This is a genomic window from Butyricimonas sp. BSD2780061689_150309_C8, from assembly GCF_015560935.1.
GTDB classification, from domain to species: domain Bacteria; phylum Bacteroidota; class Bacteroidia; order Bacteroidales; family Marinifilaceae; genus Butyricimonas; species Butyricimonas paravirosa.
The window spans coordinates 83,172-108,038 of sequence record NZ_JADMSV010000017.1 but is presented as its reverse complement, the minus strand read 5'-3'; the positions used below and the strand labels follow the sequence as shown (position 1 = coordinate 108,038).

Annotated in this window: 14 protein-coding genes and 1 tRNA gene; 7 read left to right on the top strand and 8 right to left on the bottom strand. The window is 45.3% G+C overall.

Annotation, left to right across the window (positions count from 1 at the left end; genetic code table 11):
• Nucleotides 1-246: 246 nt before the first annotated feature.
• A tRNA-Leu gene (locus I2I33_RS13415) sits at nt 247-331 on the bottom strand.
• A gap of 363 nt (nt 332-694) precedes the next feature.
• Here I2I33_RS13415 and I2I33_RS13410 point away from each other — a divergent pair.
• Together I2I33_RS13410 and I2I33_RS13405 are read left to right on the top strand one after the other, a co-directional pair.
• On the top strand, nt 695-3,103 hold the full coding sequence (locus I2I33_RS13410) for a TonB-dependent receptor (RefSeq protein ID WP_087421439.1): 2,409 nt from the start codon (nt 695-697) through the stop codon (nt 3,101-3,103).
• 26 nt (nt 3,104-3,129) lie between these two features.
• Nucleotides 3,130-3,747, top strand: a complete 618-nt coding sequence (locus I2I33_RS13405) for an HAD family hydrolase (RefSeq protein ID WP_087421438.1) — start codon at nt 3,130-3,132, stop codon at nt 3,745-3,747.
• Nucleotides 3,748-3,808: 61 nt separating this feature from the next.
• Here I2I33_RS13405 and I2I33_RS13400 read toward each other — a convergent pair whose 3' ends face one another.
• Both I2I33_RS13400 and I2I33_RS13395 read right to left on the bottom strand, forming a co-directional pair.
• Nucleotides 3,809-5,149, bottom strand: coding sequence for an MATE family efflux transporter (locus I2I33_RS13400; protein ID WP_087421437.1), 1,341 nt, complete (start codon nt 5,147-5,149; stop codon nt 3,809-3,811).
• A 123-nt stretch (nt 5,150-5,272) separates the two neighbouring features.
• Nucleotides 5,273-5,737 carry a DUF2059 domain-containing protein gene (locus I2I33_RS13395; RefSeq protein ID WP_087421436.1) on the bottom strand — a complete coding sequence of 155 codons (465 nt, stop codon included), beginning with the start codon at nt 5,735-5,737 and terminating at the stop codon, nt 5,273-5,275.
• Between the two features lie 117 nt (nt 5,738-5,854).
• Here I2I33_RS13395 and I2I33_RS13390 point away from each other — a divergent pair, with 117 nt between their 5' ends.
• Nucleotides 5,855-7,222, top strand: coding sequence for a S28 family serine protease (locus I2I33_RS13390; protein ID WP_087421435.1), 1,368 nt, complete (start codon nt 5,855-5,857; stop codon nt 7,220-7,222).
• Here the strand turns inward: I2I33_RS13390 and I2I33_RS13385 are convergent.
• Nucleotides 7,211-8,431, bottom strand: a complete 1,221-nt coding sequence (locus I2I33_RS13385) for a 3-deoxy-D-manno-octulosonic acid transferase (protein WP_087421434.1) — start codon at nt 8,429-8,431, stop codon at nt 7,211-7,213. The two genes, I2I33_RS13390 and I2I33_RS13385, sit on opposite strands and share 12 nt — an antisense overlap.
• A 245-nt stretch (nt 8,432-8,676) precedes the next feature.
• Here I2I33_RS13385 and I2I33_RS13380 point away from each other — a divergent pair, with 245 nt between their 5' ends.
• The 4 genes from I2I33_RS13380 to I2I33_RS13365 all read left to right on the top strand — a co-directional run bounded on the left by I2I33_RS13380 (nt 8,677) and on the right by I2I33_RS13365 (nt 15,861).
• Entirely contained in the window at nt 8,677-9,870 is a 1,194-nt protein-coding gene (locus I2I33_RS13380; protein WP_087421433.1) for a DUF4252 domain-containing protein, read from the top strand.
• Nucleotides 9,871-9,968: 98 nt separating this feature from the next.
• A complete protein-coding gene (locus tag I2I33_RS13375) occupies nt 9,969-11,396 on the top strand; it encodes an efflux transporter outer membrane subunit (RefSeq protein ID WP_087421432.1) in 1,428 nt (475 codons plus the stop codon).
• Between the two features lie 92 nt (nt 11,397-11,488).
• The gene (locus I2I33_RS13370) at nt 11,489-12,580 is read left to right on the top strand and encodes an efflux RND transporter periplasmic adaptor subunit (RefSeq protein WP_087421431.1); all 1,092 of its coding nucleotides are present in this window, start codon (nt 11,489-11,491) and stop codon (nt 12,578-12,580) included.
• 155 nt (nt 12,581-12,735) lie between these two features.
• Complete coding sequence (locus tag I2I33_RS13365; RefSeq protein ID WP_087421430.1) at nt 12,736-15,861, top strand: efflux RND transporter permease subunit; 3,126 nt, start codon at nt 12,736-12,738, stop codon at nt 15,859-15,861.
• Nucleotides 15,862-16,106: 245 nt separating this feature from the next.
• Here I2I33_RS13365 and I2I33_RS13360 read toward each other — a convergent pair whose 3' ends face one another.
• From I2I33_RS13360 to I2I33_RS13345, 4 genes are all read right to left on the bottom strand, one after another.
• On the bottom strand, nt 16,107-18,269 hold the full coding sequence (locus I2I33_RS13360) for a S46 family peptidase (protein WP_087421429.1): 2,163 nt from the start codon (nt 18,267-18,269) through the stop codon (nt 16,107-16,109).
• 322 nt (nt 18,270-18,591) lie between these two features.
• On the bottom strand, nt 18,592-19,683 hold the full coding sequence (locus I2I33_RS13355) for a TlpA disulfide reductase family protein (protein WP_087421428.1): 1,092 nt from the start codon (nt 19,681-19,683) through the stop codon (nt 18,592-18,594).
• 91 nt (nt 19,684-19,774) lie between these two features.
• Entirely contained in the window at nt 19,775-23,065 is a 3,291-nt protein-coding gene (locus I2I33_RS13350; protein ID WP_087421427.1) for a metallopeptidase TldD-related protein, read from the bottom strand.
• 227 nt (nt 23,066-23,292) lie between these two features.
• Entirely contained in the window at nt 23,293-24,867 is a 1,575-nt protein-coding gene (locus I2I33_RS13345) for a DUF4998 domain-containing protein (protein ID WP_087421426.1), read from the bottom strand.

The window sequence follows — 24,867 nt, the reverse complement described above, 5'->3', positions numbered from 1 at the left end:
ATAAAATCACTATATTTGTGAATAAAATTTAATAATAATAATGGCATACCTGTAGAATTTTATGCACGTGTATAAAGGGATGATCTGGCTATTTCTGGGGAAAATTTAAAGGGGGGCAATTTAAGTTGGATTCTAGGGGTCAATTACATTGGAATTTCCACTTAATCCCCACGTTCTGATTAATTTACTCTAAAAAGATAACCCTCTCAATCATCTGACCAAGAGGGTTATCTTTCGATTTTTTAGTACCCAGGGCGGGAATCGAACCCGCACGTCTTTAAGGGACACTGGATTTTGAGTCCAGCGCGTCTACCAATTCCGCCACCTGGGCGTGAACTCGGGTGCAAAAGTAGATCTTTTTTCTCAAACTCCAAACAAAATGACATTTTTTTTACAAGAAAAAGCAGAAAATATTTACAACAACATTCTCTCATTCCCATAACACCAAGAAAATCAATTGCACACCCAAACAACTCTCCGGGTTATAATCTCATACAATCCTGCACACATCGTTGTCATCCTCATGTAACTCTATTGGCAAAGGGCTATGAAAGGGTAATGAAAGGGCCATAAAAGGGCGTGGCCGTATTATTACCCAACTATATCTCAGAATTAAACTTGGAATTAGTTTAGTTATCCCCCTGTTGACAAATCAGCTATTTTTAATTACTTTTGCAAGAGATACAAAAAAAACATGAAAACTATTATACGATTTGTTTTTACCCTATTATTATTTCTTCCACTTTGCCTTTCCGCACAACAAAAAGGTGTCGTGAAAGGACGGGTTTTTGATAGTAAAAACAATGAACCAATACCTTTTGCCAACGTGGTGATTTGGAAAACAAGCATAGGCACGGCAGCCGACGAAAACGGATACTTTCGTATAGAAAACGTGCCTTTGGGTTTCAACCGCCTGGAAGTAAGCAGCATCGGCTACACGACAAAATTATCGGAAGAATTCATGGTAAACACGGCCTCAGAACGCACGGTAAACGTCGGACTGGAAGAAAGCCAAGTTAACTTGGAACAAGTAACGGTCAAGGCCAATCCATTCCGCAAAGCAGTGGAAAGTCCTGTTTCTTTACAACGTATCGGGATCGCCGAGATAGAGAAAAACCCGGGTGGGAATCGAGATATATCGAAAGTATTACAATCCATGCCGGGAGTCCTTTCCTCTCCCGCTTTCAGAAATGACTTTATTGTTCGAGGTGGAGGCCCCAGCGAAAACCGCTTTTACTTGGATGACGTGGAATTGCCCAACTTGAACCACTTCGCCACACAAGGGGCATCGGGTGGTGTGGTTAGTATCGTGAACATCGATTTCGTGAAGGAGGTAAATTTCTACTCGGGTGCATTCCCTGCTTCCCGGGGAAACCTGATGAGTTCCCTGCTTGACTTCCGCCAAATAGCGGGGAACCCGGACAAAATAAAAGTACGTGGGACTTTAGGGGCAACGGATTTCGGGTTATCGCTGGACGGGCCTCTAGCACCTAAAACCACGTTCATCATGTCCGCCCGCAGGAGTTACCTGAAATTCCTGTTCGATATGATCGGTCTCCCTTTTCTGCCCGTGTATAATGATTTCCAGTTCAAGACGGAAACAAAGTTCAATCAGAAAAATGAATTAACCATACTGGGTATCGGGGCATACGATGTTAATCATCTCAATAAAGGGATGAAAGATCCCGATGATGACCAAAGATACATGCTCAACTACCTGCCTGAGAGCGTGCAATGGAGTTACACGATCGGAATTACTTACAAACATTACGGGGACCGTTGGAACCACCTTTTCGTACTCAGTCGCAGTACCCTGCAAAACGAGATCGAGAAATACACCAACAACGACAAAAGCCAAGCGAAACTGGTGGATTACAATTCCGGCGAAACGGAGAATAAATTCCGATTCGAACACAATCATTTGTTACGACACGACATCAAGTTGAATGTCGGGGCCGGGATCGAATACGCTACTTACAAAAACAAGACAACAAGAGAATTATACACCCTCGGAGAGTTGAATCATGTACACTACGACAAGAATTTTGATTTCTTCAAATGGTCTCTCTTCGGGCAAATCAGCAAAAATTTCTTTCTGGAACGTCTCGCAGTTTCGGTAGGAATCCGGGTTGACGGGAATAGTTACACGTCGGGAATGAACAATCCTTTCAAACAGGTATCACCCCGGTTGTCTCTCTCCTACTCGCTCTCCCCCGAATGGTTTATCAATGCAAATGCCGGACGCTATTATCAACTTCCCTCGTACACCACGATGGGATATGCCGACGAACAAGGAAACCTAGTAAATAAACAAAACGGGTTGAAATATATCGGGACAAACCACTACGTGGTCGGTCTGGAATATCGCCCCGGTAGCCGGACAAAAATCACACTGGAAGGGTTCTACAAAACGTACGACCATTACCCGGTCTCCCTACTGGATAGCATCGTACTTGCCAACAAAGGTACCGATTACGTGGCGGTAGGTGACGAACCCGTGAAATCTCTCGGCGAGGGGCAAGCGTACGGGGTAGAACTGATGGTTCGCACGCAGGAATTTTTCGGGATCGTGGCATCGCTCGCTTACACGTATTACTATTCCGAGTTCAAGAAAATGGATCATGACCTGCACCCGATCTCGGAATATATTCCCAGCAGTTGGGACAACCGCCATATCCTTTCCCTCACGGCAACCCGCAAGTTAGGTCTCTGGGATATAGGTATGAAATGGCGAATCACGAACGGGGCTCCTTTCACTCCTTATGATGCGGAAACCAGTTCACTAATAGCAGCCTGGAATGCCAAGCGGCAACCTTATCTTGACTACTCCCGTTTCAATAGCGAACGGGCCTCCTCATTCCACCAGCTGGACATTCGGGTTGACCGGAGTTTTTATTTCAAAAAATGGTCATTAATCCTGTATGCCGATATACAGAATATCTATAACCACAAGACGCAAAGCCCCGATCTGCTCGTACCGCAGGAGAACCCGGACGGAAGTTACAAAATCGACCCCGAACACCCGGATCACTACCTGATGAGATACATCAAAAATGACACGGGAACATTATTACCGTCCGTGGGTATTATTATTGATTTTTAAACAGATAACCGATTAACACTGAAAATATGAAGAATATTATTTTTGACCTGGGAGGAGTTGTTGTTGAATGGAATGCCAAACGAGTAATTGAAACCTTTAGAGGGAATCCTATTCTCGTGAATTTTGTCAGAGAGAACCGTCTTTTCCTGAACGATTGGCGGGACTACGACCGGGGAGACGTCACTCGCCAAGAACTGATCAACAAAGTCGCCATCTTATCCGGTTGCCCTCCAGAAGACTGTAACGAATTCGTGGAACACGTGAAACATTCATTGATCTCCATTCCCGAAACTGAAACTTTGATTAAAGAACTTTACGCACGGGGATTCAAACTTTATTGTCTTTCCAACATGTCTGTCGATTTCTACGATTACCTGAAAACACGGGAAGTTTTCAAGTACTTCGACGGGCAAATCATATCCGCCCTAGAACACATGGTGAAACCCGACCGGGAAATTTACGACTTGATTCTAAATCGCTATCATTTAAAACCCGAAGAGTGTCTGTTTATTGATGATTTGGAACCCAACGTGAAGGCCGCACAAGCAGTAGGAATTAACACGGTACATTTCACCGACAGGCATAAGGGCTACGAGGAGATCCGAGAAAGACTAAAAGAGAATGTTCTGAATCCGAAATTATAAATACACGAAATCCGAGAATTACCGAGAACGAGTAGGAGTGCCAACATGATTATTGACATTCCTATCCTTTTTTCCGCAAGAAATGATAGAATCGCCAACACATCATTCCCCCAGTAAGCGTTAAGCCCACGGGGTAACCGACCCATATTCCCTCGATTCCCCAATCCAACACGAAACCACAGATATAAGAAACCGGCAACGCAATCACGAAATACCCGATAAAGGAGATCACCGCCATAGAGGTCACGTCTGCCACGCCACGCAAGGCATTAGCAAAAATGATCTGTAAACTGTCACCAAACTGGTAGAATACCAGAATAACCATCAACACGGCTACCAAGTTTACCACATCTTCTGACGAAGTATATAACCACCCGATATGCTCCCGCACCAACAAAAAGAACACGGAAACCGAGATTGCCAATAATCCCAGCAAATGGGTTCCTGCCAAAGTTGCCCGTCGGACTCCAGCAATATCTCCCCGCCCGAAGAAATTACTCACCCGGATAGAAACAGCCGACCCAACTCCATAATAGACCATAAACCCTAACGTGGAGATAGAGGCCACCACCTGATGGGCTGCCAAGGGAACCGTCCCCAACCAACCGATCATAACCCCACTGATACTGAATAATGCTGTCTCCATTCCCATTTGTAAACCGACCATCATCCCCATTCTATTCAGCACTTTCAAATCTCCCGTGTTATAAGTCGTTCGGTGATAGCCGACAAGGTAACGCCGATAAGATTGTTTCCGGAAAAAGAGAATAGCAAAAGCCACGAACATGAAAATTCGCGAGGCCAGAGTAGAAATCCCCGCTCCCGTCAATCCCAATGCCGGAAGTCCCCACACACCATAAATCAAGAGAGAATTCCCGATAATATTCAGCAGGTTAGCCGACAACATAATCCACATGGAAGTCTTTGTATCCGTGATGCCATCAGCAAATTGCTTGAAACTATTAAACATCATGACAAACACGAGAGAGGTCAGCTGCAACAGAAAATAAGGCCGAATCAAGGGCAACAATTCTTCCGGTTGTCCCATCCTATGTACATTCAAATACATAATTCCCATCGCCACAGAAAGGAATAACCCAATCATAAAATTTGCCAACAAGCTGTTACGTAACAACCCGCCAACCCTGAACTTATCACCTCGACCAAAGAATTGCCCGACCAAAGGTGTCAAGCCATAAGAAAATCCCATCCCAAACAGGATCGGAATATTAAACACGCTATTCACGAAAGAAGCGGCTGCCAAGTCGGACGTACTGAAATGTCCCACCATAATATTATCCACCAATCCAACAACCACAATCCCTAATTGTCCCAACACGATCGGCACCCCGATTTTGATCGTCGCCGAATAATCCTCTCTATATTTCTGCAGCCAATTCATTTCAACAAAATAAACCAGTTTGAAAGTTCATAAGGTTTATAAAGCCATGTACTACCCCCTCCGACTCCCCCTTACACAGGGGGAGAGCTGATTACCAAACGGCCTTACAAACTTTATCAACTCCTATAAATACCCTTTCGCCTTCAACGACTCCTGTACTTTCGTCGCAATCTTCATTCCCCATTGCTGTCCGACAGCCATACTTTCAGTAGCGATTGCCGGTTGTGCGGCAGCCATTTTTTTACCGACAGGAGATTCGTAAAATTTCGTAATTTCCTGTAAATCGGACAAAGTTAGACGCTTATGATAAATCGGGGCTAACATTTCAACCAAGTCATCCACCAATGTCTTCATCATCTCTTTTTCTGCCTCACTCCAAAATTCAGCAGGAACATTCGGGAGTTGTTGTTTCATCATGGCAAACATTTGCGGGATAACAAGCTTGAATGTCGCATCGCTTCCGGAAACCACGATCATTTTTTTCAATGCGGCAACGTATTCTTTAGAAGGTTGAGTTTGTGCTGTCTGAGCGACACTTACACCTCCTATACCCAAAACAAGAACAAGGATAAATAAAATTTTTCTCATAACATCATATTTTAATTTGTGTTACAAAGATACCTTTTTTACACAAAAGTGCGGACGAGACAAGAAAAAACAGAAATAATTTATACCTTGCAGCACAATAACGCAAAGAACTGAACTATGAGATATGTATTTTCACTTTTTGTAACTCTATTATTAGCTTGCGGATCCGTACTTGCAAACGGCCCGTTATTACAGAAATTACAACAAATCAAAGAAATATCCGGTATTCGGGAACTAAAAGTTCAACCTTACACGGAATACTACGAATTCTGGTACGAACAACCGATAGACCACAATAATCCCTCGAAAGGAACTTTCAAACAAAGGGTATTACTGGGACATCGGGATTTCAACGCTCCCATGGTAGCCATCCTCGAAGGGTACGGGATTTACTCCCCGGCAGAAAGCGAGTTGTCAAAACTATTCAAGACAAACCAGCTTACCATCGAACACCGCTTTTTCAACAACAGCAAACCCGAAGGAGAAACACCGTGGACAGACTTAACCTTGAAACAGGCTGCCACTGACCAGCACGAGATTATTCAAGCCTTACGACAAAAAATATATCCGAACACGAAATGGATCTCCACGGGAATCAGCAAAGGGGGACAGACAACCGTCTATCACCGTTATTTCTACCCGGAAGACGTGGAGATAAGCGTGCCTTACGTGGCTCCCATTAACCTAGAAAAAATTGATCCCCGGTTAGAAAAATTCCTTTCCAAACTGGGCGGAACTCCGGAAAACAGAAAATTACTCGAAGGTGGTGGAAAAGATATTAAATGGCAAATCTTCGATTTTCAAAAGAGATGTCTTGAAAATATGGATAAGCTTATGCCGCTCATGCAGGAATTAACGCAAGCAAAAGGCTATTCATTCAACAAGGTTGGCGGGATAGAACGGGCTTTCAAACTCACGATCCTAGAATTCCCATTTGCATTCTGGCAATGGGGAAACAACATCAATGATATGCCCCAACCGGAAGAAGACGATTATAACGAGATATTCAACTACTTGGTGAAAGTGTCTTCCCCGGATTTCTTTGACGACAAAGCCATTGAAAATTTACAAGCGTTCTATTATGCCGCTCTAACAGAAACAGGCATGTACGCTTATAATACCAAGCCGTTCAAAAAATTCTTCAAAGATGAACCGGAGCCGATCATCACGTTCGACTTCGCCATGCCTAAAGGATATGAAAATGCCCCGTTCAACACACAACAATTGCAGGATATTAATCATTGGTTACAGACCAATGCAGAAAACATTCTTTTCATTTACGGGGGAAGTGATCCTTGGAGCGCCACGGCTGTCGATTTGAAGAAAAACGGCAAATGCCGCAAGTACATCAAAGCCAACATGGACCACAAATGTCGCATTGCAAGTTTCGAAAACCTTACCCGTTCTGCCATTGTCAAAGTATTGAAATCATGGCTCACGGGCACGGAAGTCGAAGAAGAAATTGAAGAAGTTTTAATCTACTAACTGACGAATAATTGCGTCTGTCGCACCAAGTTGTTGATTGACGAACTTTAAAGCACTTTGCCCGGCCGCCTCAGCGATTGCCGGGCTATTTATTAATGAATCCATCAAAGAAGTAAATTGCTCCTTATCCGAGATTGAAAACGCCCCACCGCAAGCGATCAAATCAACTGCCTCTTTAAACTTGTGATATTTCGGCCCGAACAGAACAGGAATCCCATAGATTGCAGCCTCAAGCGTATTGTGAATCCCTTTCCCGAAACCACCCCCGACATAGGAGATAGAACCGTAACGATAGATTGAAGACAGCACCCCGATCGTATCAACCACGAGGACCTGACATTTCGTCACATCGGCCGTCTCATCTGTATAGCGAGCAACCGACTTGCGACACTTACCCAAAATATCTTTGATATGCCCCTCCCCTATCTCGTGAGGCACGATAATCCACTTGTAATTTCCTTCCTGCGCGTTGATATAATCCAGAATAATATCTTCGTCTCCGGGCCAAGTACTTCCACAAACCACGGCCCTCCTGTCATTACAGAAAGCCTCCACCTTTTCGATTCTTTTTGCCGCATCCGCAATCTGTTTTACCCGGTCAAAACGAGTATCTCCCGTCTGTTGCACGTGAGTAATACCAATCGTCGACAACAACTTTACGGATTCCTCATCCTGCACGAAAAGACGCGTAAAAAACCCGAGCATACGACGATGCAGATTCCCCCATTTCTTGAAGAACGGTTGCTCCGGACGGAAAATTGCAGAGATTAAATACGTTGGCACCTGCTGTTTATGCAGTTCATTCAGATAATTATACCAGTACTCGTATTTCACGAACACGGCTGCATCCGGTTTCCATGTTTCCACGAAACGACGGGCATTTGAAGGAGTATCAATCGGTAAATAATAGATATAATCGGCTCCTTGATAATTCTTGCGAATCTCGTACCCGGAAGGAGAGAAAAAGGTCAATAATATTTTCGTATGAGGCTCTATCTCTTTCAATTTTTCAATCACCGGACGTCCTTGCTCGAATTCTCCCAGCGATGCGGCATGAACCCATACCAATCGTCCCTTTCCACGCTCAACAGCCTCCATCCGTTTCCATATTCCTTTTCGCCCTTTTACCCATAATGCCGCTTTCTCGTTAAAAAGAGAGGCCACGCCGATAGCACAACGATATGCAATAATTCCGAAATTATATAGCATAATTCTATGATTTAATGATTTTAGATTCAGTGATTATTCGAAATTCATAATCATGCACCTAAAATCACATAATCATAAATCACCTAATCACCTAATCATTTTTCGGCTTCAAAGGTATAAAATTTATCGCCCAATGGTATAACTTTTGTAAATAACGTTAAGCAGGGGAGAATGAACGAGTTATTACATTACATTTACTCTCCGAATAGAAGTACGTGTCAGTAAAACATTAAAATAGTCAAGTTATGAAGATCAAAAGTCTATTAACATGCATGATGGTAAGCCTTGTCACGATCCTGCCATTACAGGCTCAGGTCGGCAAGGAAATGAAAGCATTTCGCAACAAGGATGGTATAACCGTAACGATGTTAAACCCGTCGCTTTACAGCCTTTACAAACAAGGTGACTTGTCCCTACCCGCGGAAGAGGCTTTGAAAGACATAAAAGAAATCAACGTGATGCAAGTTGACATCAAACGGGCTACCCCCAAGGTCGTGGAAGAAATTTCTCAACGCATCACCCCGATCGTGGAAAACGAGGCCAAATACACGCTCGTGCGCAGCCACCGGGGAGCTTACAGCCAAGAATACCTCTACGTGACACAACATGAAGAACGTATCACGTCTCTCGTTTTATGGAGCGAGGATGCAGAAACACTTTCTATCGTGGAACTCAAGGGTAACATCCAACTGGATAACGTGGATGAAATCGCCAATGCCCTAAAAGTGAAAGGACTCGATCGTTTGGCTTACATCAACACGCCGACAGATCAGGTGGCATCCGGTTCCGATTTTATCAAAAAACTGGAAGAACGCTTTGGTATAAAAAGAGATTCCATTTTCGGGAAAGATCCTTTTGGTTCATTCCGGGAAAGTTTCGGCAGCATGGACGATATGCTCAAAAAAGCGGAAGAAATGTTCCGTGACATGGGGCCCATGTTTAGCGGAGAATCGGATATGGACGGGATGGGAGAATCCATTTCCAACGGCCTGGAAGTTATTCAGGAAAACGGGAAAACCCGTATAAAAGTAAACGCCAAAAACTCGGAAGTATCTTACGTGATCGACGGTATCGAATACGCGGCCGATTCCCTTAAAAACGGTATTCCCGACGAAATCGCCACCGTGAACATGATTACCTCCCCGACGAATGCCAAAAAATCATACGTGGTAATCAACACGAAACAGAAAAAAGGACAATTCATCAGTTATGCCAACGGTGTACTGAAATACAAGTACAACAAACAGGAATACACGTTGAATCCCGAAAAGTTGGAAGAACCGGCCTTGATTATCAACAACCGTCTGACAAGAAGTTTCAATATTGATCCGGTACAAATTATACAGATTCGCCCGGCATCCGAACTGGAACGACAATTATTAGGCGCCCCATCAGCCCAAGTCATTATCGTAACCGATAAAATGGGTTTCTTCTTCTAACATTTTTCTTTTAAAAAACGTATAGCAGCAATACACGAGAGTGTGTCAAACGACTTTTGACACACTCTCGCTATAAACTAACAATCAACGCATACGTTATGAAATTGGCTGCTATCACGAGAACGGGAAGTTATTTCCTAACATTATTTCTATTCACCCTTACCCCTTCGGCCGGGAATGCCGGGCAATACCAACCCGACCAACCGGAAAAGATCAAACCATATAAAAAGGTAAGTGAACATTCGAACCTGCAACAAACCTTACCCTCTAACGATGAATGGTGGCAACTGTTCAAAGATCCGATTCTCGACACGCTTATTAACAAAGCCGTCATCAAAAACTACGATGTACGGAATGCTATTCGCAAAATAGAGATGGCAAAAGCAAAACTGCGTGTGGATCGCAGTCCCTACTACCCGACTATCTATTTTTCTGCCAATTATGCCCCGGAAAAGAGCAGCCTTAGCGCAGATAAAAAAAATATTATCGAACGGAACGGAACCGCCACCGTCAACCTAAACTGGGAACTCGACGTGTTCGGACGAATCCGGAAAGAGAGTTCTTCTCAAAAAGAATTTTACCTTGCCGCACAAGAAGATTACCGGGGAGTGATGGTATCTCTTGCCGCACAATTATCCACGGCATACATCAACTTGCGGAGTGCCCAGAAACAACTGGAAGTAACCCGTGAAAACATCGAATCACAAAAGAAGGTTATGGAACTCACCGAATCAAGGTTTAAACTCGGATTAGCCTCCCAACTTGACGCAGCACAAGCCAAGAGTCTCTACCTGCAGACCAAAGCGTCATTACCGGGAATCGAATCGACCATTGCCCAGCAAATCAACCTAATCGGGGTTCTTATCGGAGAACATTCGGTTGCCATCCGGGACTCGTTATTGAAAATCCGTCCCATCCCGACCAATCCCCGGCAAGCCGCAAACGGTATTCCTGCCAACCTGATCCGCCAGCGTCCCGACGTACGTTCGGCAGAGAGAACGATTGACGGATTGGCCGAGGCCGTAGGGGCAAGCCGTGCCGACTGGTGGCCCAAGTTCCTCGTGACCGGATTCTTCGGCTACTCGTCCGAAAACTTCGAACAGTTTACGAATAAAGAAAACATGATCTGGCAAATCGCACCCTCTATTAAATGGACGATCTTCAGCGGTAGAAACTTGGTGGAATCCAAGAAATCTGCCCAATTACAACTTGACGAAGAGATCAACTCGTACAATCAAACATTACTGACCGCCTTGCAAGAGGTGGATAATGCTCTGGTAACTTACAACAAATCACTCCTGCAAATATCCGCCTTGAACGACGCATTCCAACAGTCACAATTAACGTTAGATCTCGCAATAGAACAATACAAAAACGGATTGGCCAGTTACCAGACCGTGTTAAGTTCCCAAATCAGTCTTTTGAACTACGAGAATTCCCTTGTGGAAGCCAGAACTGCCTCCCTTCGCTACCTGATAGAACTTTATCAAGCCCTAGGAGGGGGATGGCCTGTCGGAGATTTCTAATTTTAAATTTTAGATTCCAGCCGCACCAGCTACCACGCACCTTATGAACCTTACAAACCTTACAAACCTTACGAACTTTATAAACTAACCATATGAAAGCACTTTCCATCATTTTCATCGTTTTCCTGTTTCTTTTGGCCGGATGTGGCAAATCGAAGAAACAACAGGAAACAGCTCCAACACCCTCGGTTGCCGTTGATCATCCGCAGTTGCGCACGGTGGTCTATACGTTTGAGTACCCGGGGTATCTACAAGCGGAACAAACGGTAAATCTCGTGGCACGGGTTTCGGGCTACTTGGAATCCTATCAATTTACTCCCGGACAACGGGTTCGCGAAGGGCAAACTCTTTTCGTGATTGAGCCGCAACCTTATAAAGATAAAGTAACACAAGCCGAGGCAAACGTGGAAAGTAGTAAATCGAAACTCGCCTACACGAAAGCATCCTACGAACGGATGCAGGAGGCCGTGAAGACCAAAGCGATCAGTGAGATAGACTACCTTCAAGCCCAATCCGACTACGGAGAAGCCCTTGCTGCTTACGAAGAGGCCCGGAGCCAGTTAAGCCTGGCCAATATCGACCTTTCATACTGTATCGTGAAAGCACCTTTTACCGGACGAATCTCCCGGAACATGGTCGATCCGGGCAATATGGTCGGAACAGATGCCAGTAATTCGGCTCTAGCCACCATATACAAGGATAACCAAATGTATCTCTATTTCAACATGGCTTACCCGGACTTTGCCCGGTTGCCCAAGAATACCCCCTCTGCCCTTCCGGTTACCATACAAGACGTGAATAATCCGGAAAAGACTTGGATCGCCGCTCTGGATTACAGTTCCCCAAACATTGACCTCAACACGGGAACCCTCAACCTGCGAGCCATTGCCCGCAACCCGAACGGAGAACTTCTTAGCGGAATGTACGTGAAAGTCATAGTCCCCTACAAAAGTGTCCCGAAAGCGATTGTCATTCCGGAATCGTCCCTCGGAACCAATCAAGGCGGACGCTATGTTTATCTCGTGGGACCGGATGACACGATCGTCTTCCGTCAAGTTGAGGTCGGAGTACTCACTCCCGATGGGATGCGGGAAATCACCAGCGGTCTCACCCTAGAAGACCGCTACGTAACCAAAGCCCTCATCAACGTACGTCCGGGAATGAAAATCAAACCAACTTTATGATTTAATGATTTACGATTTTAGATTTTAGATTCCAGCCGCACAAAAACAACGCTTTGAGAATTACAAAATCTAAAACTAAAAATCATTCATCTAAAAGCAACCAACTCGCGTTGTTGAAATTTAAAATCTGATATCTAAAATTTAAAATCAACAAGATGTTATCTCGCTTTTTCATCAATCGACCGATATTTGCCACCGTCCTATCTATATTAATTGTAGTTGCAGGTGTGATCACGTTGAAATCATTACCCGTGGAACAATATCCCACGATAACCCCGCCCACGGTAGTCGTGGAGGCTCAATATCCGGGAGCAAATGCCACAACCATCGCACAGATGGTAGCTACCCCGATCGAGCAACAAGTTAACGGGGTCGAAGGAATGCTTTATATGTCATCCACTTCTTCCAGTGCTGGGGTCTATCGGCTTACCGTAACCTTCGAGGTCGGTACCGACCTGGACATGGCTACCGTTCTCGTACAGAACCGGGTAAACATGACCCTAAGTTCACTTCCGCAAGAAGTGACAAAAATAGGAGTTACCACCACCAAAGAATCCACCAACGTGGTCATGTTTCTCACGTTGACCTCCGATAACCCGAGTTATGACGCTCTTTACCTATCCAACTATGCAGAATTGAACCTCGTGAACGAATTATCACGGGTAAAAGGAGTAGGCAGTGTAGGGGAATTCGGAGCCGGAAATTACAGTATGCGTCTCTGGCTGAATCCCGATTTACTGACCATCCGGGGCATCAGCCCGCAAGAGATTATCTCTGCCATCGAAAGCCAAAACATACAGGTAGCACCCGGAGCAGTCGGGGCTCCCCCGCTTGCCAGCCCGGTAGCCTTCCAATACACGCTGGAAACCCAAGGATTGCTGGTCAGTGAAGAAGAATTCGGAAATATCATTGTGAAAACACTTTCCGACGGAAGATACTTACGCTTGAAAGACGTGGCCACAATCGAGCTGGGAAGTCAGACGTACTCGACAAACGCCCTGTTAAAAGGTCAGGCGGTGGCCGCCATAGCCATCTATCAACTTCCGGGAGCAAACGCCCTGGATGTGGCTCAACGTATCAAAGCCCGGGTAAACACGTTATCCTCGTATTTACCCGAAGACGTACACCTAAATATCACGCTCGACACGACCGAATTTATTCACGCATCTGTCAAAGAGATATATAAAACGCTGGGAACGGCTTTTTTACTCGTGTTGATTGTCATTCTGATCTTCTTACAAAACTGGAGAGCCATGCTGATTCCCCTGATCGCCATTCCGGTATCACTTGTCGGAACCTTCACGTTCATGGGACTCATGGGCTTTTCCATCAATACACTAACCCTTTTCGGGTTGGTGCTGGCCATTGGGTTGGTAGTAGATGATGCGATCATTATTGTCGAGAACAGTTACCGTCTGATCGAGACCGGAAAATATGCAGACATGAAATCTGCCGTCACCCAAGCCATGAAAGAGGTGTCGGGGGCTATCGTGGGCATTATCCTTGTCCTTCTGGCCGTGTTCATCCCGACCGCATTTATTGGCGGGATCACGGGAATGCTTTACAAACAATTTGCCTTAACCATCGCGGCTGCAACCGTTATCAGCGGGTTCAATGCCCTGACTCTAAGTCCCGCATTATGCGCCCTTTTCCTAAAACCCGCCAAACCATCCAAATTCTTCCTGTTCAAGGGATTCAACAAGTTTTTCGAGAAAACTACGAACGGGTACACGTGGGTGGTACAAGGTTTTATTCGGAAATCGGCATTGGCAATTCTGGCATTCTTGGTTCTTGCCATACTGGCATTCATCGGTTTCTTACGACTACCGACAACTTTCGTCCCGAACGAGGATCAGGGGTATTTCGTGGTCTCCATGCAACTACCGGACGGTTCATCCCTCTCCCGAACAGAATCCGCATCAGCCAAAGCAGGTGAGATATTAAAGCAAATCGACGGGGTAAAAACCTATATTGCGATCAATGGATTCTCCATGATGGACAACGCCCAGAACTCTAACGCAGCTTCCATCTTCGTCATGCTCGAAAACTGGGACAAACGAAAAAGCAAAGCCTTGGGAGTAGATGCCATCACGACCCGATTCAATGAACTGGCTTATCTCGAAATCCCGGAGGCACAAAGTTACGCCGTTTCCCCTCCCCCGATCCCCGGCCTGGGAGAAAGTAGCGGGTTCGAACTCATGGTGGAAGACATCAATAACTACGGTTCCACATCCCTGCAACAAGCCGTCGATCATCTGGTTGATGCAGGAAACGGAACTCCCGGTTTGTCCATGCTCCGGTCCACGTTCAGCGCCAGCGTTCCGCAATATTACCTGAACATCGACCGGGACAAGGTTGAATTAATGCAAATCCCGATAGGAGACGTGTTTAACGCTCTCTCGGCATACATCGGCTCTATTTACGTGAATAACTTCGTGAAATACGGCAGGACCTTCCAAGTTAAACTTCAAGGCATTCCCGACAGCCGGAGAGTGATTGACGACGTTTTGTTTCTGAATGTCAAGAACACGCGGAACGAAATGGTTCCCTTCTCTGCCTTCACGACCGTGGAACAACGCCTAGGGACAGAACTTCTTCCCAAGTACAACACCTATTCGGCAGCCTCCCTATCCGGAAGTGCAGCCTCAGGTTATAGCTCCGGTCAAGCCTTGACTATCATGCAACAGGTATTCGAGCAAGAACTAGGCAACACGTTCGGTTACGAATGGACCGGACTGGCCTACCAGGAAGAGAGTGCGGGATCGACCACGACAATGATTTTCATACTCGCCATTCTCGTGGCTTTCCTCATTCTCGCTGCTCAATATGAAAGCTGGACCTCGCCGTTTGCCGTGATCATGGGACTACCCATTGCCCTGTTGGGGGTTGTCATCGGGTGTCTCGTGATGAATCTTCCGATCAGCGTCTACACCCAAATCGGTATCATCCTGTTAATCGCTCTAACCGCCAAGAATGCCATCTTGATCGTGGAATTCGCCCGGGATTATCGAGCCGCCGGGAAACCGATCTCCGAGGCAGCCATTGAGGCCGGAAAGGTTCGGCTACGCCCGATCCTGATGACCTCATTCGCTTTCATCCTCGGTGTTTTCCCTCTGGTCATCTCCACCGGAGCCGGAGCAGCAAGTCGAATCTCGTTAGGAATAGCCGTCTTCGCCGGGATGCTGATGACCTCGTTGGTGGGTACACTTTTCATGCCCAATTTCTACTACGTCATGCAGTCTTTACAAGAACGACTAACCCGAAAGAAACAGAAATCCTAAGGAAATAATACCTATTATTCGAACTTTATTCAGAGATCATTCAGAACTTCCCCATACCGTGATATTTAAGCCACGAATAAACTCTGAATGATCTCTGAAGGAGTGAGATTATTTGGGTTAGATTACTTCTTTATTTGGGTTAGTTTCGGGTAGAAATACAAAAAAGAGTGTACTCCACAGTTATATGTGTAAAGTACACTCTTTTAAAAACTTAAATTCACCCTCTTAATGAGGCTTTCAAACAATTAGAATACAATCGTCATCTCGTTAATCAAGTTCTGAGCATTCGCAATCTTATCCACGATGAACAACATATAACGAGCGTCCAAATTAATACATCTTTGCAAGTTTTCCTCGAAATCAATATCACCGGACATAGCCTCAGAGTTTCCGTCAAATGCGGTTCCGATCAACTCGCCGTTACCATTGATCACCGGAGAACCGGAGTTACCACCTGTAATATCATTGTTCGTGATGAAGTTCACGGAAATGTTGTCAGCACCGTAACGTCCGAAATTCTTTGCATAATACAAATCTTTCAAATTTTGCGGAACCTCGAATTCGCCACCTTTCGGGCCTTCTTTTTCCATAACACCGGTTAACGTGGTGTAATAATCATAGAACACGGCATCTCTCGGTTTGTAGCTCTTCACGTTTCCATAAGTCAAACGGATAGTAGAGTTAGCGTTCGGAGCCCATACTTTGTTCGGTTCCATTGCCATCAATCCATTCACGAACAAACGATCTCCTTTAGCAATATTGCTACGCATAGAACTCATTTCCCCGCTTAATTTCTGGTAAACCTCGAACAAGCTCTTTCCCGTGATATAACCCAAATCTTTATTCAATTTTTTCATATCCGGTTTTTCAAGGAATGCGTTCAAACGAGCCTCATCCGTGAAAATAGATTTGTCGGACAGTTCTTTAGCGAATTTCTCGTAGTTACCTTTGTATTTTTTGTTGATCAAATTAATCACTTCAGGATGCCATTCGGCTGCCACGTTATCACTATAAATTTTGAACAAAGCAGCCATCAAGTTTTTATCAACATCTTTGTTGAAATCCTTAAAGAAACCTGCTGCATTTTTCTTGATTGCCTCGATGTACATATCCTTCATTTCAGCCGGAGTATTTGCATCCAAAGCTCTTTCCAAAGTATTAGCCACTTGGAACGCAAACAATGGAACTTCAGGACCTTGCAATGCAGCCTCCTGCATATAAGACATGGCCACGTTATACGGGTGCATAGCCTCGTAACCCTCTTTGATCAAAGTCAAAGCGTTACCATATTTAGCCTTGCGAGCCGGATCAGCATTCACCCAAGCGGTAAATTCACGCTCGATTCTCTCTTTTTCACCCATCGTGTTCAAATTCTCCAAAGCGATATTCTGCTCGTGAGAATATTTCCAGTAGTTAGCACATGATGCATATTTAGATGCATACTGAATACGAGTGGCAGCGGCAGCGTCCATTCCTTCTTTCATGATACGCAACTTCTCGGTACGTACTTTGTAACGAATATCATTGGTTACATCCATCGTTTCTTTCAAACCGAAGCTAGTCAAGAAACGATCGGTTGTTCCGGGGAATCCCATGATCATGGCGAAATCACCATCCTGTACTCCTTTGGCAGAAACAGGCAAATGATGTTTCGGTTTCAACGGAACATTACTCGTGTTATAAGGAGCCGGTTCGCCATCAGGCCCCGTGTAGATACGCATCATACAGAAGTCTGCCGTGTGACGGGGCCAAGACCAGTTGTCCGTGTCACCACCGAATTTACCCATACTTTGAGCCGGTGCGCCTACTAAACGAACATCGCGGTAAATCTTGTAAACCAACAAGAAGAATTGATTTCCCTCGAACATCTCCTGTACCTGAGCTTGAAGGTTAGTTCCTTGTACTGCCTTAGCAGAAATTTGTTTAGAAATAGCATCAATAGCCGCTGCACGTTCTTCTTCTGACATATTATCATTCAAAACAGCGTTCACCTGATCGGTCACATCTTCCATACGTTGTAGGATAGATGCAGTAATACCGGGATTCGGTAACTCTTCACTATATTTGTAAGCCCAGAAACCGTTTGACAAGTAGTCATGTTCTACGGTAGAGTGCTTTTGAATCACGCTGAATCCGCAGTGGTGGTTCGTCAATACCAATCCTTTGTCCGAAATAATCTCTCCGGAACAGAAATGCCAGAAAGGACGTCCGTCGTTTCCTAATCCAACGATTGCATCTTTCAACGATGCCTGATTCACGGAATAAATATCTTCCGCCGTCAATTTACAGCCTTGTGCCTGCATCTGCTCGATGTTCTTCCCGAGCAATGATAAAAGCCACATACCTTCATCCGCCCGCACGATTGACGTTGAAAGCAAAGCAAATACAATAATAAAAACTCTCTTCATCTGTTTAAATTTCACGTTTAATATATAATCTGATCTAATTTAATTCCTGTCAAATTATGCCCTCGCCTCCCACAAACGATCGCGAATATACAATTTAATTCAAAGAAACCTTATGTAACTCACCGTGATTTAATATTATTATAACATTTTACAACACGCTGTCAGAGTAAATTAATCTCGTCTTTTTAACCAATTGAATCTCTCCGATTACTTTTATATTCCCGGTGTCATACATACCATTTTAACACCCACACAAAAAGCGAGTCCCCTCAAAACGAGAAGTGAGGGGACTCTGATCTAAACAACACGCTCTACTATTACTTTACTTATTTTTCTTTTTCAACATTTCATCGATTTTCTTTTCCAACTCTTTGCCCCGAAGGTTTTTAGCCACGATACGATTTTCATCATCCAGAATAAATGTACAAGGGAGTGTCTTAACCCGGTAGTTTACAACGATCACGGAATTCGGCCCCCGCATATCAGACACGTTCTTCCAATCGCTGCCATCCTCTCCGATAGCCGTCAGCCAGACACTCTTGTTATCATCCAGCGAAACACTGATAATCTCCAATCCCTTAGGACGGTAACGCTTGTATAATCTCAACAAGTTCACGTTCTCATCCCGGCAAGGCTTACTCCAAGATGCCCAAAAATTGACTATTTTCACTTTAGCCCGTGTCTCATGCAAGGCAAGAACACCTCCATCGGCCAATGGCGCACTGAAATCGGGAGCAACAGCCCCCACAGCAATCTTTTGCATCTTATTCAACTCGTCAACAATCCGTTTCCCATAAAACGTGGCCTGCGCCTCCTCTCCCAGTACCTCGTAACGCTCAGTCAATTTTGCCTCGTCAACACCTTCCATTTTGGATGCCACCATCCAAGCCGCAACAATCGAATGATTATACTTTTTCAATAACGCCAATTCCCCGGCCTCCACGTTCAACAGAATCGTCTGGAATTCTCGCTGGAACTCTTGTAACCGGGCAGGATTTGCAATCGCTTGTGCATCTAACCACTCTTGACTCTCCAACAGATAACGATTCAAATCATTGAACTCTGTCCATATCTTCTGGGCCTCTCCGCCTCCTTCCACTACCAAAGTTCCGGAAACAGAAGTAATCAGGTAGGGAGCGTTTTCCAACATAATTGTTGCCAATACCGCATCTTTCTTTCCTGTCATCAAGTATACCACGGTCATTTCCGACATTCTTCCCGAAAACTCAAACCGACCATCCGTGACCGTAATATCCCCCAACTCGATCAACCCGTTCTCCGTGTCGGCAATCAACACCATCTGTCCGTTGACCGTGGGATCCAACCGACCTTCAAGCCTGTAACTGCCATCTTGTGCGACACTTGTAACGATACCACAAAATAACATGCAAACAGCAAATAAAACCTTTCTCATATCCACTTGTTTTAGGTTAAAAAGTCTCCCGTCTCGATTTTAATATCTCGACGGGAAACTTAAACTCATATGATGAATTGATGTATTATCCCTATTTCCGTTGTTGCGGGAGTGTCAACACCGGCTCTTTTTCCGCTTTCACGGTAGCCTTCTCAATCACCAAACCGTCCACGATTACTCCGGCAGGATAAATCATCGAGGCCGGATAATTGTTCGGCAAGTAATTCAAGACTTCCTCTTTCGAAGATATAGCCACTAACTTCAATAACTTAGTCAAATCCGGTAACCGGAAACTCGTAGCCCGCACACGGGTCTCCCTCCCGTCTTTCAAATCTACCCGGTACACTTCCAGCATCGCACCGGAAATGCCTCTCACGATATAGGCACAGGATTGTCCGACCTCTTTTGCCGCCTTGATTAAAGCCTTTTTCATCTTTTCGTGAGAGATACCTTTATCCACCTGTACGTGAATGGTTCCGGTTCCAGTCGCCACCGTCGGGCTTTGGGGAATCATCATAAACCGGGAACTACCGGTAGTTTCCAAGGCATTTTTTGTCGGGATTCGCCCGTTCAACATCTTCCCGAATACCCCTTTATCCACCAGCGTCATCTCGGCCTCCGGGGTAACCCCCTCCCCGTCAACCTCGTAATAACCATATAATGGCGTTCCATTATATTCTTTTTTCGCCGTGTAATTCTTAACGGTTAAACGACTATCAATAATCCGCTGACCGAACTGATCAGCCAATCCGCCCCGTGTCGGCCCGAGTGAACGGGTAGCAATCAAACCGCCCCGATTCAATAAATTATTTGCTAGAATCGTGGCCACTGCTCCCCCCTCGAACATCACCGGCCCGTTATAATACTCGGTCACCACTGGCGTACTCTTCAAACGCAACAACCCTTCAGCAAAAGCTTTCGTTCTTTCCTTCAATTGCTCTATGGAAGGAAGTTCTGCCGGGTTCTGCAAGGAAAGCGAGAACGAATCACTCAAACTCGAACCATCATCACAACGCACGCTACCACTAACAGCCAGAGAGATTGCCCCACCGGGTTTCTTCAACTGCACGCCTTCGGTTGTCAACCTGTAAATATCCATCTCCAGCCCGTTAAGCATCACGCTTGAATTGTAAATATCCTTATAATCCTTAAACACAGCCGAAAGCTCCATGACCAACTGGTCAAAAGCAACCGAATCAATCACGAACGGCATTTCCCGTTCCTCCAGATGAGTCACGGCCGGTAGCGGTTGCATATCAGCTAGCCCGGCCTCATCGGCAGGCAACGGATTCTGTTGCAAATAATTCGTCTTTTGGGCCATCATTCCCAGCGAATACTTGTACATCATGTCTGACGATTCCCATAACCCGCGACGAATAACATCATAGTCCACCTCCGAGGGTAATTGCACCGGGGCAATCTGTTCCAGATATTGCACGTTACTGTTATTCTGGTAATCACCAAGCATTACCTGCGTCCCGCCATTCATCCTCCACGGGGAGACACTGGAATGTAGCAATCCTCCCAGCGACCCGATCATCTGAAAATGACGATAACGGGCTATCGTGTACGAAATATAATAGGGTTTCGGACCTCCCGGCAAAATCAATGCCGCACGATTACGATCCAGTTCCGAACGCATGGCAGCAAAAATAATTTTATCCGTATCTCCAACAGCAATATTCTCAGGTTGCGGAGAAGGCAGGATTGGGGCAATATCACGAGCCTGTGCCCGACGTTGAGTCTCGATCTGACTCACGAATATCGTCGGAGAAGATGCCGTCACGGGTACCCATCCCGACTCCGCACCGCAAACGCCCGTGAAAACGCTGGGTTTATCTCCGGCAGCCACGATATTGGAAAACATGGACAAGGGTGTTCCGATCATATCTACCCCTCGCACTAACTCATCGGGACGACCATCCACGAACACCCGGAATACTTCCAACGGGGTCACGTTGAACGAGTTCAAACTTCCACCTTCACCCGTGTACGTGAAACCGCTTGTCACGGTCTGGAAATAGTAACCATACTCTTTTCCTTGTTTCTTGGCCTCCGCAATCAACATGATCCGCAACTCCTTTTCAGAGTATGGCCGGGTTGTCTCGATCACTAGATTCGACTGTCGGGATACGGGATCTCCCCCTCCGGACGTTCGTCCGTGACCGTTACTCACCGGAAATCCATCCAAAGGAATCCGGCTCATCAAAAACTCTTTCAACACACCGTTCTCCACGTTATCCACCCGGCGAGCTTTCACTCCCTCATCATCATACCGATAATAACCATACATATCCGTCCCGGCATAATGTTCCAGCAATGGGTCACAATATACTTGAAATTCAACGGGCAACACTTGTTCTCCCACCATCTTTTTAAATGTCTGACCGCCTGTTTTCAAACGATGGCCTTCCAACCGATGACCGAATATCTCGTGAAAGAATACCCCACTGGCAGATCCCGACAAAATAGAAGGTCCCGTGTATGGGTCGGCAACCGGAGCATCACGCAATGCCAATAATCGTTTAACTATATCTTCCGCATCAGCAATCATTTGCGCATTACCCGGCAATTCATCCGGCGTGTACGCAAAATAACTGGTATTTAATGGCAATTTCATCCCGTCAGCCGCATTCAGCGATGCCGACAATGTCACCCGTGCTGCCACCCGGTTCTGTACCACCACGGTTCCCTCGCTATTCACAAAATAGGTACGCAATACCTGAAAACTGAAATTAGCCGCTCCTTCACGCAAAACCGGACACGCTTTGAACACGGCAGACACCTCATTCATACGCTTTTCCCAAACCCGGATATCCACATTCTGTTTCCCCGCAGGTACAGGAGCCTCATAATAATACTCCACGGGAGCCTCTGAAAAACAAGGAGCTTTATCCTCATCCTCCACGCTCATGGAAGTCTTCGTTTTCACTTGGTCATACATATTACGGGCAAACTCGTAACGTTTTAACGTTTCTCGCCAGATGGCCTCCCGGATTGCCTCCGGAGCCGCATCATCCAATGGCAGGAACACGCCTTGGGCTCCCCTGGCCTTTTCTCCGGCTACCCCACCTTGCTGGTTATATTTAAAATTATCCAGTTCCGGACTACCCAAACGTACTTGCGGAACCAACATCCGGGAATGATTTTCATTCGATACCGCCACGGCGCCAAATGAACTTGTCACGGTCACCGTGTAATCGTCCATGACCCGTAAATTCATATAATAGGGAGCAGATTCCTGCTTTTTTAACTCCTCCATGTTGTACTTCAATTCCTGTTTCATCAGTTGCAAGAGGCGATCCTCTTGTTCCTGACCAAACACCCCGGAGAAAGTCAATAGCAATACCCCGCTTAGAAAAAGTCTTATAAAATGATTCATTCTAAACATTACTTCTTGATTCTATTTATGGGGCTGTCCCAAAAGTCATTTTTCAAACTCCCTCCCCCCTTCGGGGTACTCCCTCTATAAACAGAGGGAGAGTTAAAATACTCTCTGTCTTCGGGAAGAGTCACCAGCTCCTCCTCTGTTTATAGAGGAGGTGGCACGAAGTGACGGAGGAGTTTTTTGAAATAAAATGACTTTCTGGCCAACCGTTAAATAATATTTTACTTATAGAGAACTATATCCCCCAAGTTAACTTTACAAAAACCACTCGTATCCATCTGATCGCGTAGGGAAATCTTGATATAACGAACCAGTCGGGTCCCCTCAACCATCGGCAACAATGTCACCTCTCCCGAACTACGTCCTAACGTGTTATTTTCAAAATAAGTCACATCCTTCCAAATAATCCCGTCCGCAGATGTCTGCACGGAAATCGTGGTAGGCATGAAATTCACCAACCCGGTATTACCGCCCCATTGGCCGTAATAAGGCTGGGCAATCTTTATTCCCCGGATTTCCGTGGCCGTCAACAATTCCATCTGTAACTCATAATAACGTATACTGGCCAAAGGAGTCGTGATCCAAGCACTTTCCGAATTATTATCCATCAGAAGCTCCAAATCTGCATCCGCATAAGGATCAGACGGTACACATTGAATCCGTTTCCCATCCTCATCCTCTTTAAAAGCCTCTTTCGGGATAATTTCCATAGTTGGTAACTGGGAATATCCCATATAAGTCATGTATGGTAATTCCGAATCAAAATAAGGCACAAAATATCTCGCACGCCCATAATAATCAATCTTTAATCCCAATATATCCGACTCATTTGCCTTATCCAATACTTGACGACTTTTTTCCTTATCTCCCAATATATTACTCTTGGCATACTCCGTCACGTTTCTCTCATCCAAATAACGATTCTTACGAAATACGAGCTTTTTCAAATTCGGGCAATACAGGATATCCTCGAAAGTTTCCATATCGTAATCAAACTCCAACTCCTGCGCATTCTCCACGAACTCTTCAAACCGCACTTCATCCTCTTTTGTATCCGTGTGATAACCATAACGTCTGTAGATCGCATTCACGAACCCAGCACTATAATTTTTCTTCCGGCTTATCACGTACGGGTCGAACTCGATAATATCCGGGCAATCCTCCAACTTTCCTCTCCGAAGTACATAAACCGTGTCTGCCGGGTTCATACTCACATCCGAGATCGTGACAAGCGTATTATAACTGGTCTCTTTATCGAACGTGTAATATCGTGTATCTCCGGCAGAATTCTTGTATTTCAATTGTAACTCAATAATATTTTCGTTCCACTGGTCGGAAAAGAAAATCATCTTATTCTTCAGAAAATAAGATCTCGTAACCCCTCTGGTGAATGCCAACATAATCTCATGTTCTCTCGTATAGGGACGCCCGTAGGTTGTTTCAACCAAAGACTGATTTCCCGCAGCATCCACGGCACAGACATCAAACCGATACGTCCCATCCTCTAAATTCGTTAACTCGTAAGAAGTTGACGCTCCCGGCAACATAACCGAATCCCTGCGTTCCTCACATGACCAGATTACTTTTATCTTATCGATCGTGGCATCTGTTCCATTAATCCAGTCCACCATCAACCTCTCCCAACCGGGAGTGGCGTGAACTTCCGTACATTTAGCCACGTAACGGATTTTCCCGTCTCCCGCGAAATCGCTATACGTGTCCTCCAGACTCTCGTTACAAGCAGTCAATAATAGTACTGCCGCAAACCAGTATAATATATTTCTTCTCATTCTCAT

Excerpts from the sequence above, each read along its gene's own strand:
- I2I33_RS13385 (WP_087421434.1), bottom strand. The coding sequence starts at position 8,431 with ATGCTATATAATTTCGGAATTATTGCATATCGTTGTGCTATCGGCGTG.
- I2I33_RS13380 (WP_087421433.1), top strand. The coding sequence starts at position 8,677 with ATGAAGATCAAAAGTCTATTAACATGCATGATGGTAAGCCTTGTCACG.
- I2I33_RS13400 (WP_087421437.1), bottom strand. The coding sequence starts at position 5,149 with ATGAATTGGCTGCAGAAATATAGAGAGGATTATTCGGCGACGATCAAA.
- I2I33_RS13405 (WP_087421438.1), top strand. The coding sequence starts at position 3,130 with ATGAAGAATATTATTTTTGACCTGGGAGGAGTTGTTGTTGAATGGAAT.
- I2I33_RS13355 (WP_087421428.1), bottom strand. The coding sequence starts at position 19,683 with ATGAGAAAGGTTTTATTTGCTGTTTGCATGTTATTTTGTGGTATCGTT.
- I2I33_RS13395 (WP_087421436.1), bottom strand. The coding sequence starts at position 5,737 with ATGAGAAAAATTTTATTTATCCTTGTTCTTGTTTTGGGTATAGGAGGT.
- I2I33_RS13345 (WP_087421426.1), bottom strand. The coding sequence starts at position 24,867 with ATGAGAATGAGAAGAAATATATTATACTGGTTTGCGGCAGTACTATTA.
- I2I33_RS13375 (WP_087421432.1), top strand. The coding sequence starts at position 9,969 with ATGAAATTGGCTGCTATCACGAGAACGGGAAGTTATTTCCTAACATTA.
- I2I33_RS13360 (WP_087421429.1), bottom strand. The coding sequence starts at position 18,269 with ATGAAGAGAGTTTTTATTATTGTATTTGCTTTGCTTTCAACGTCAATC.
- I2I33_RS13390 (WP_087421435.1), top strand. The coding sequence starts at position 5,855 with ATGAGATATGTATTTTCACTTTTTGTAACTCTATTATTAGCTTGCGGA.
- I2I33_RS13365 (WP_087421430.1), top strand. The coding sequence starts at position 12,736 with ATGTTATCTCGCTTTTTCATCAATCGACCGATATTTGCCACCGTCCTA.
- I2I33_RS13370 (WP_087421431.1), top strand. The coding sequence starts at position 11,489 with ATGAAAGCACTTTCCATCATTTTCATCGTTTTCCTGTTTCTTTTGGCC.
- I2I33_RS13410 (WP_087421439.1), top strand. The coding sequence starts at position 695 with ATGAAAACTATTATACGATTTGTTTTTACCCTATTATTATTTCTTCCA.
- I2I33_RS13350 (WP_087421427.1), bottom strand. The coding sequence starts at position 23,065 with ATGAATCATTTTATAAGACTTTTTCTAAGCGGGGTATTGCTATTGACT.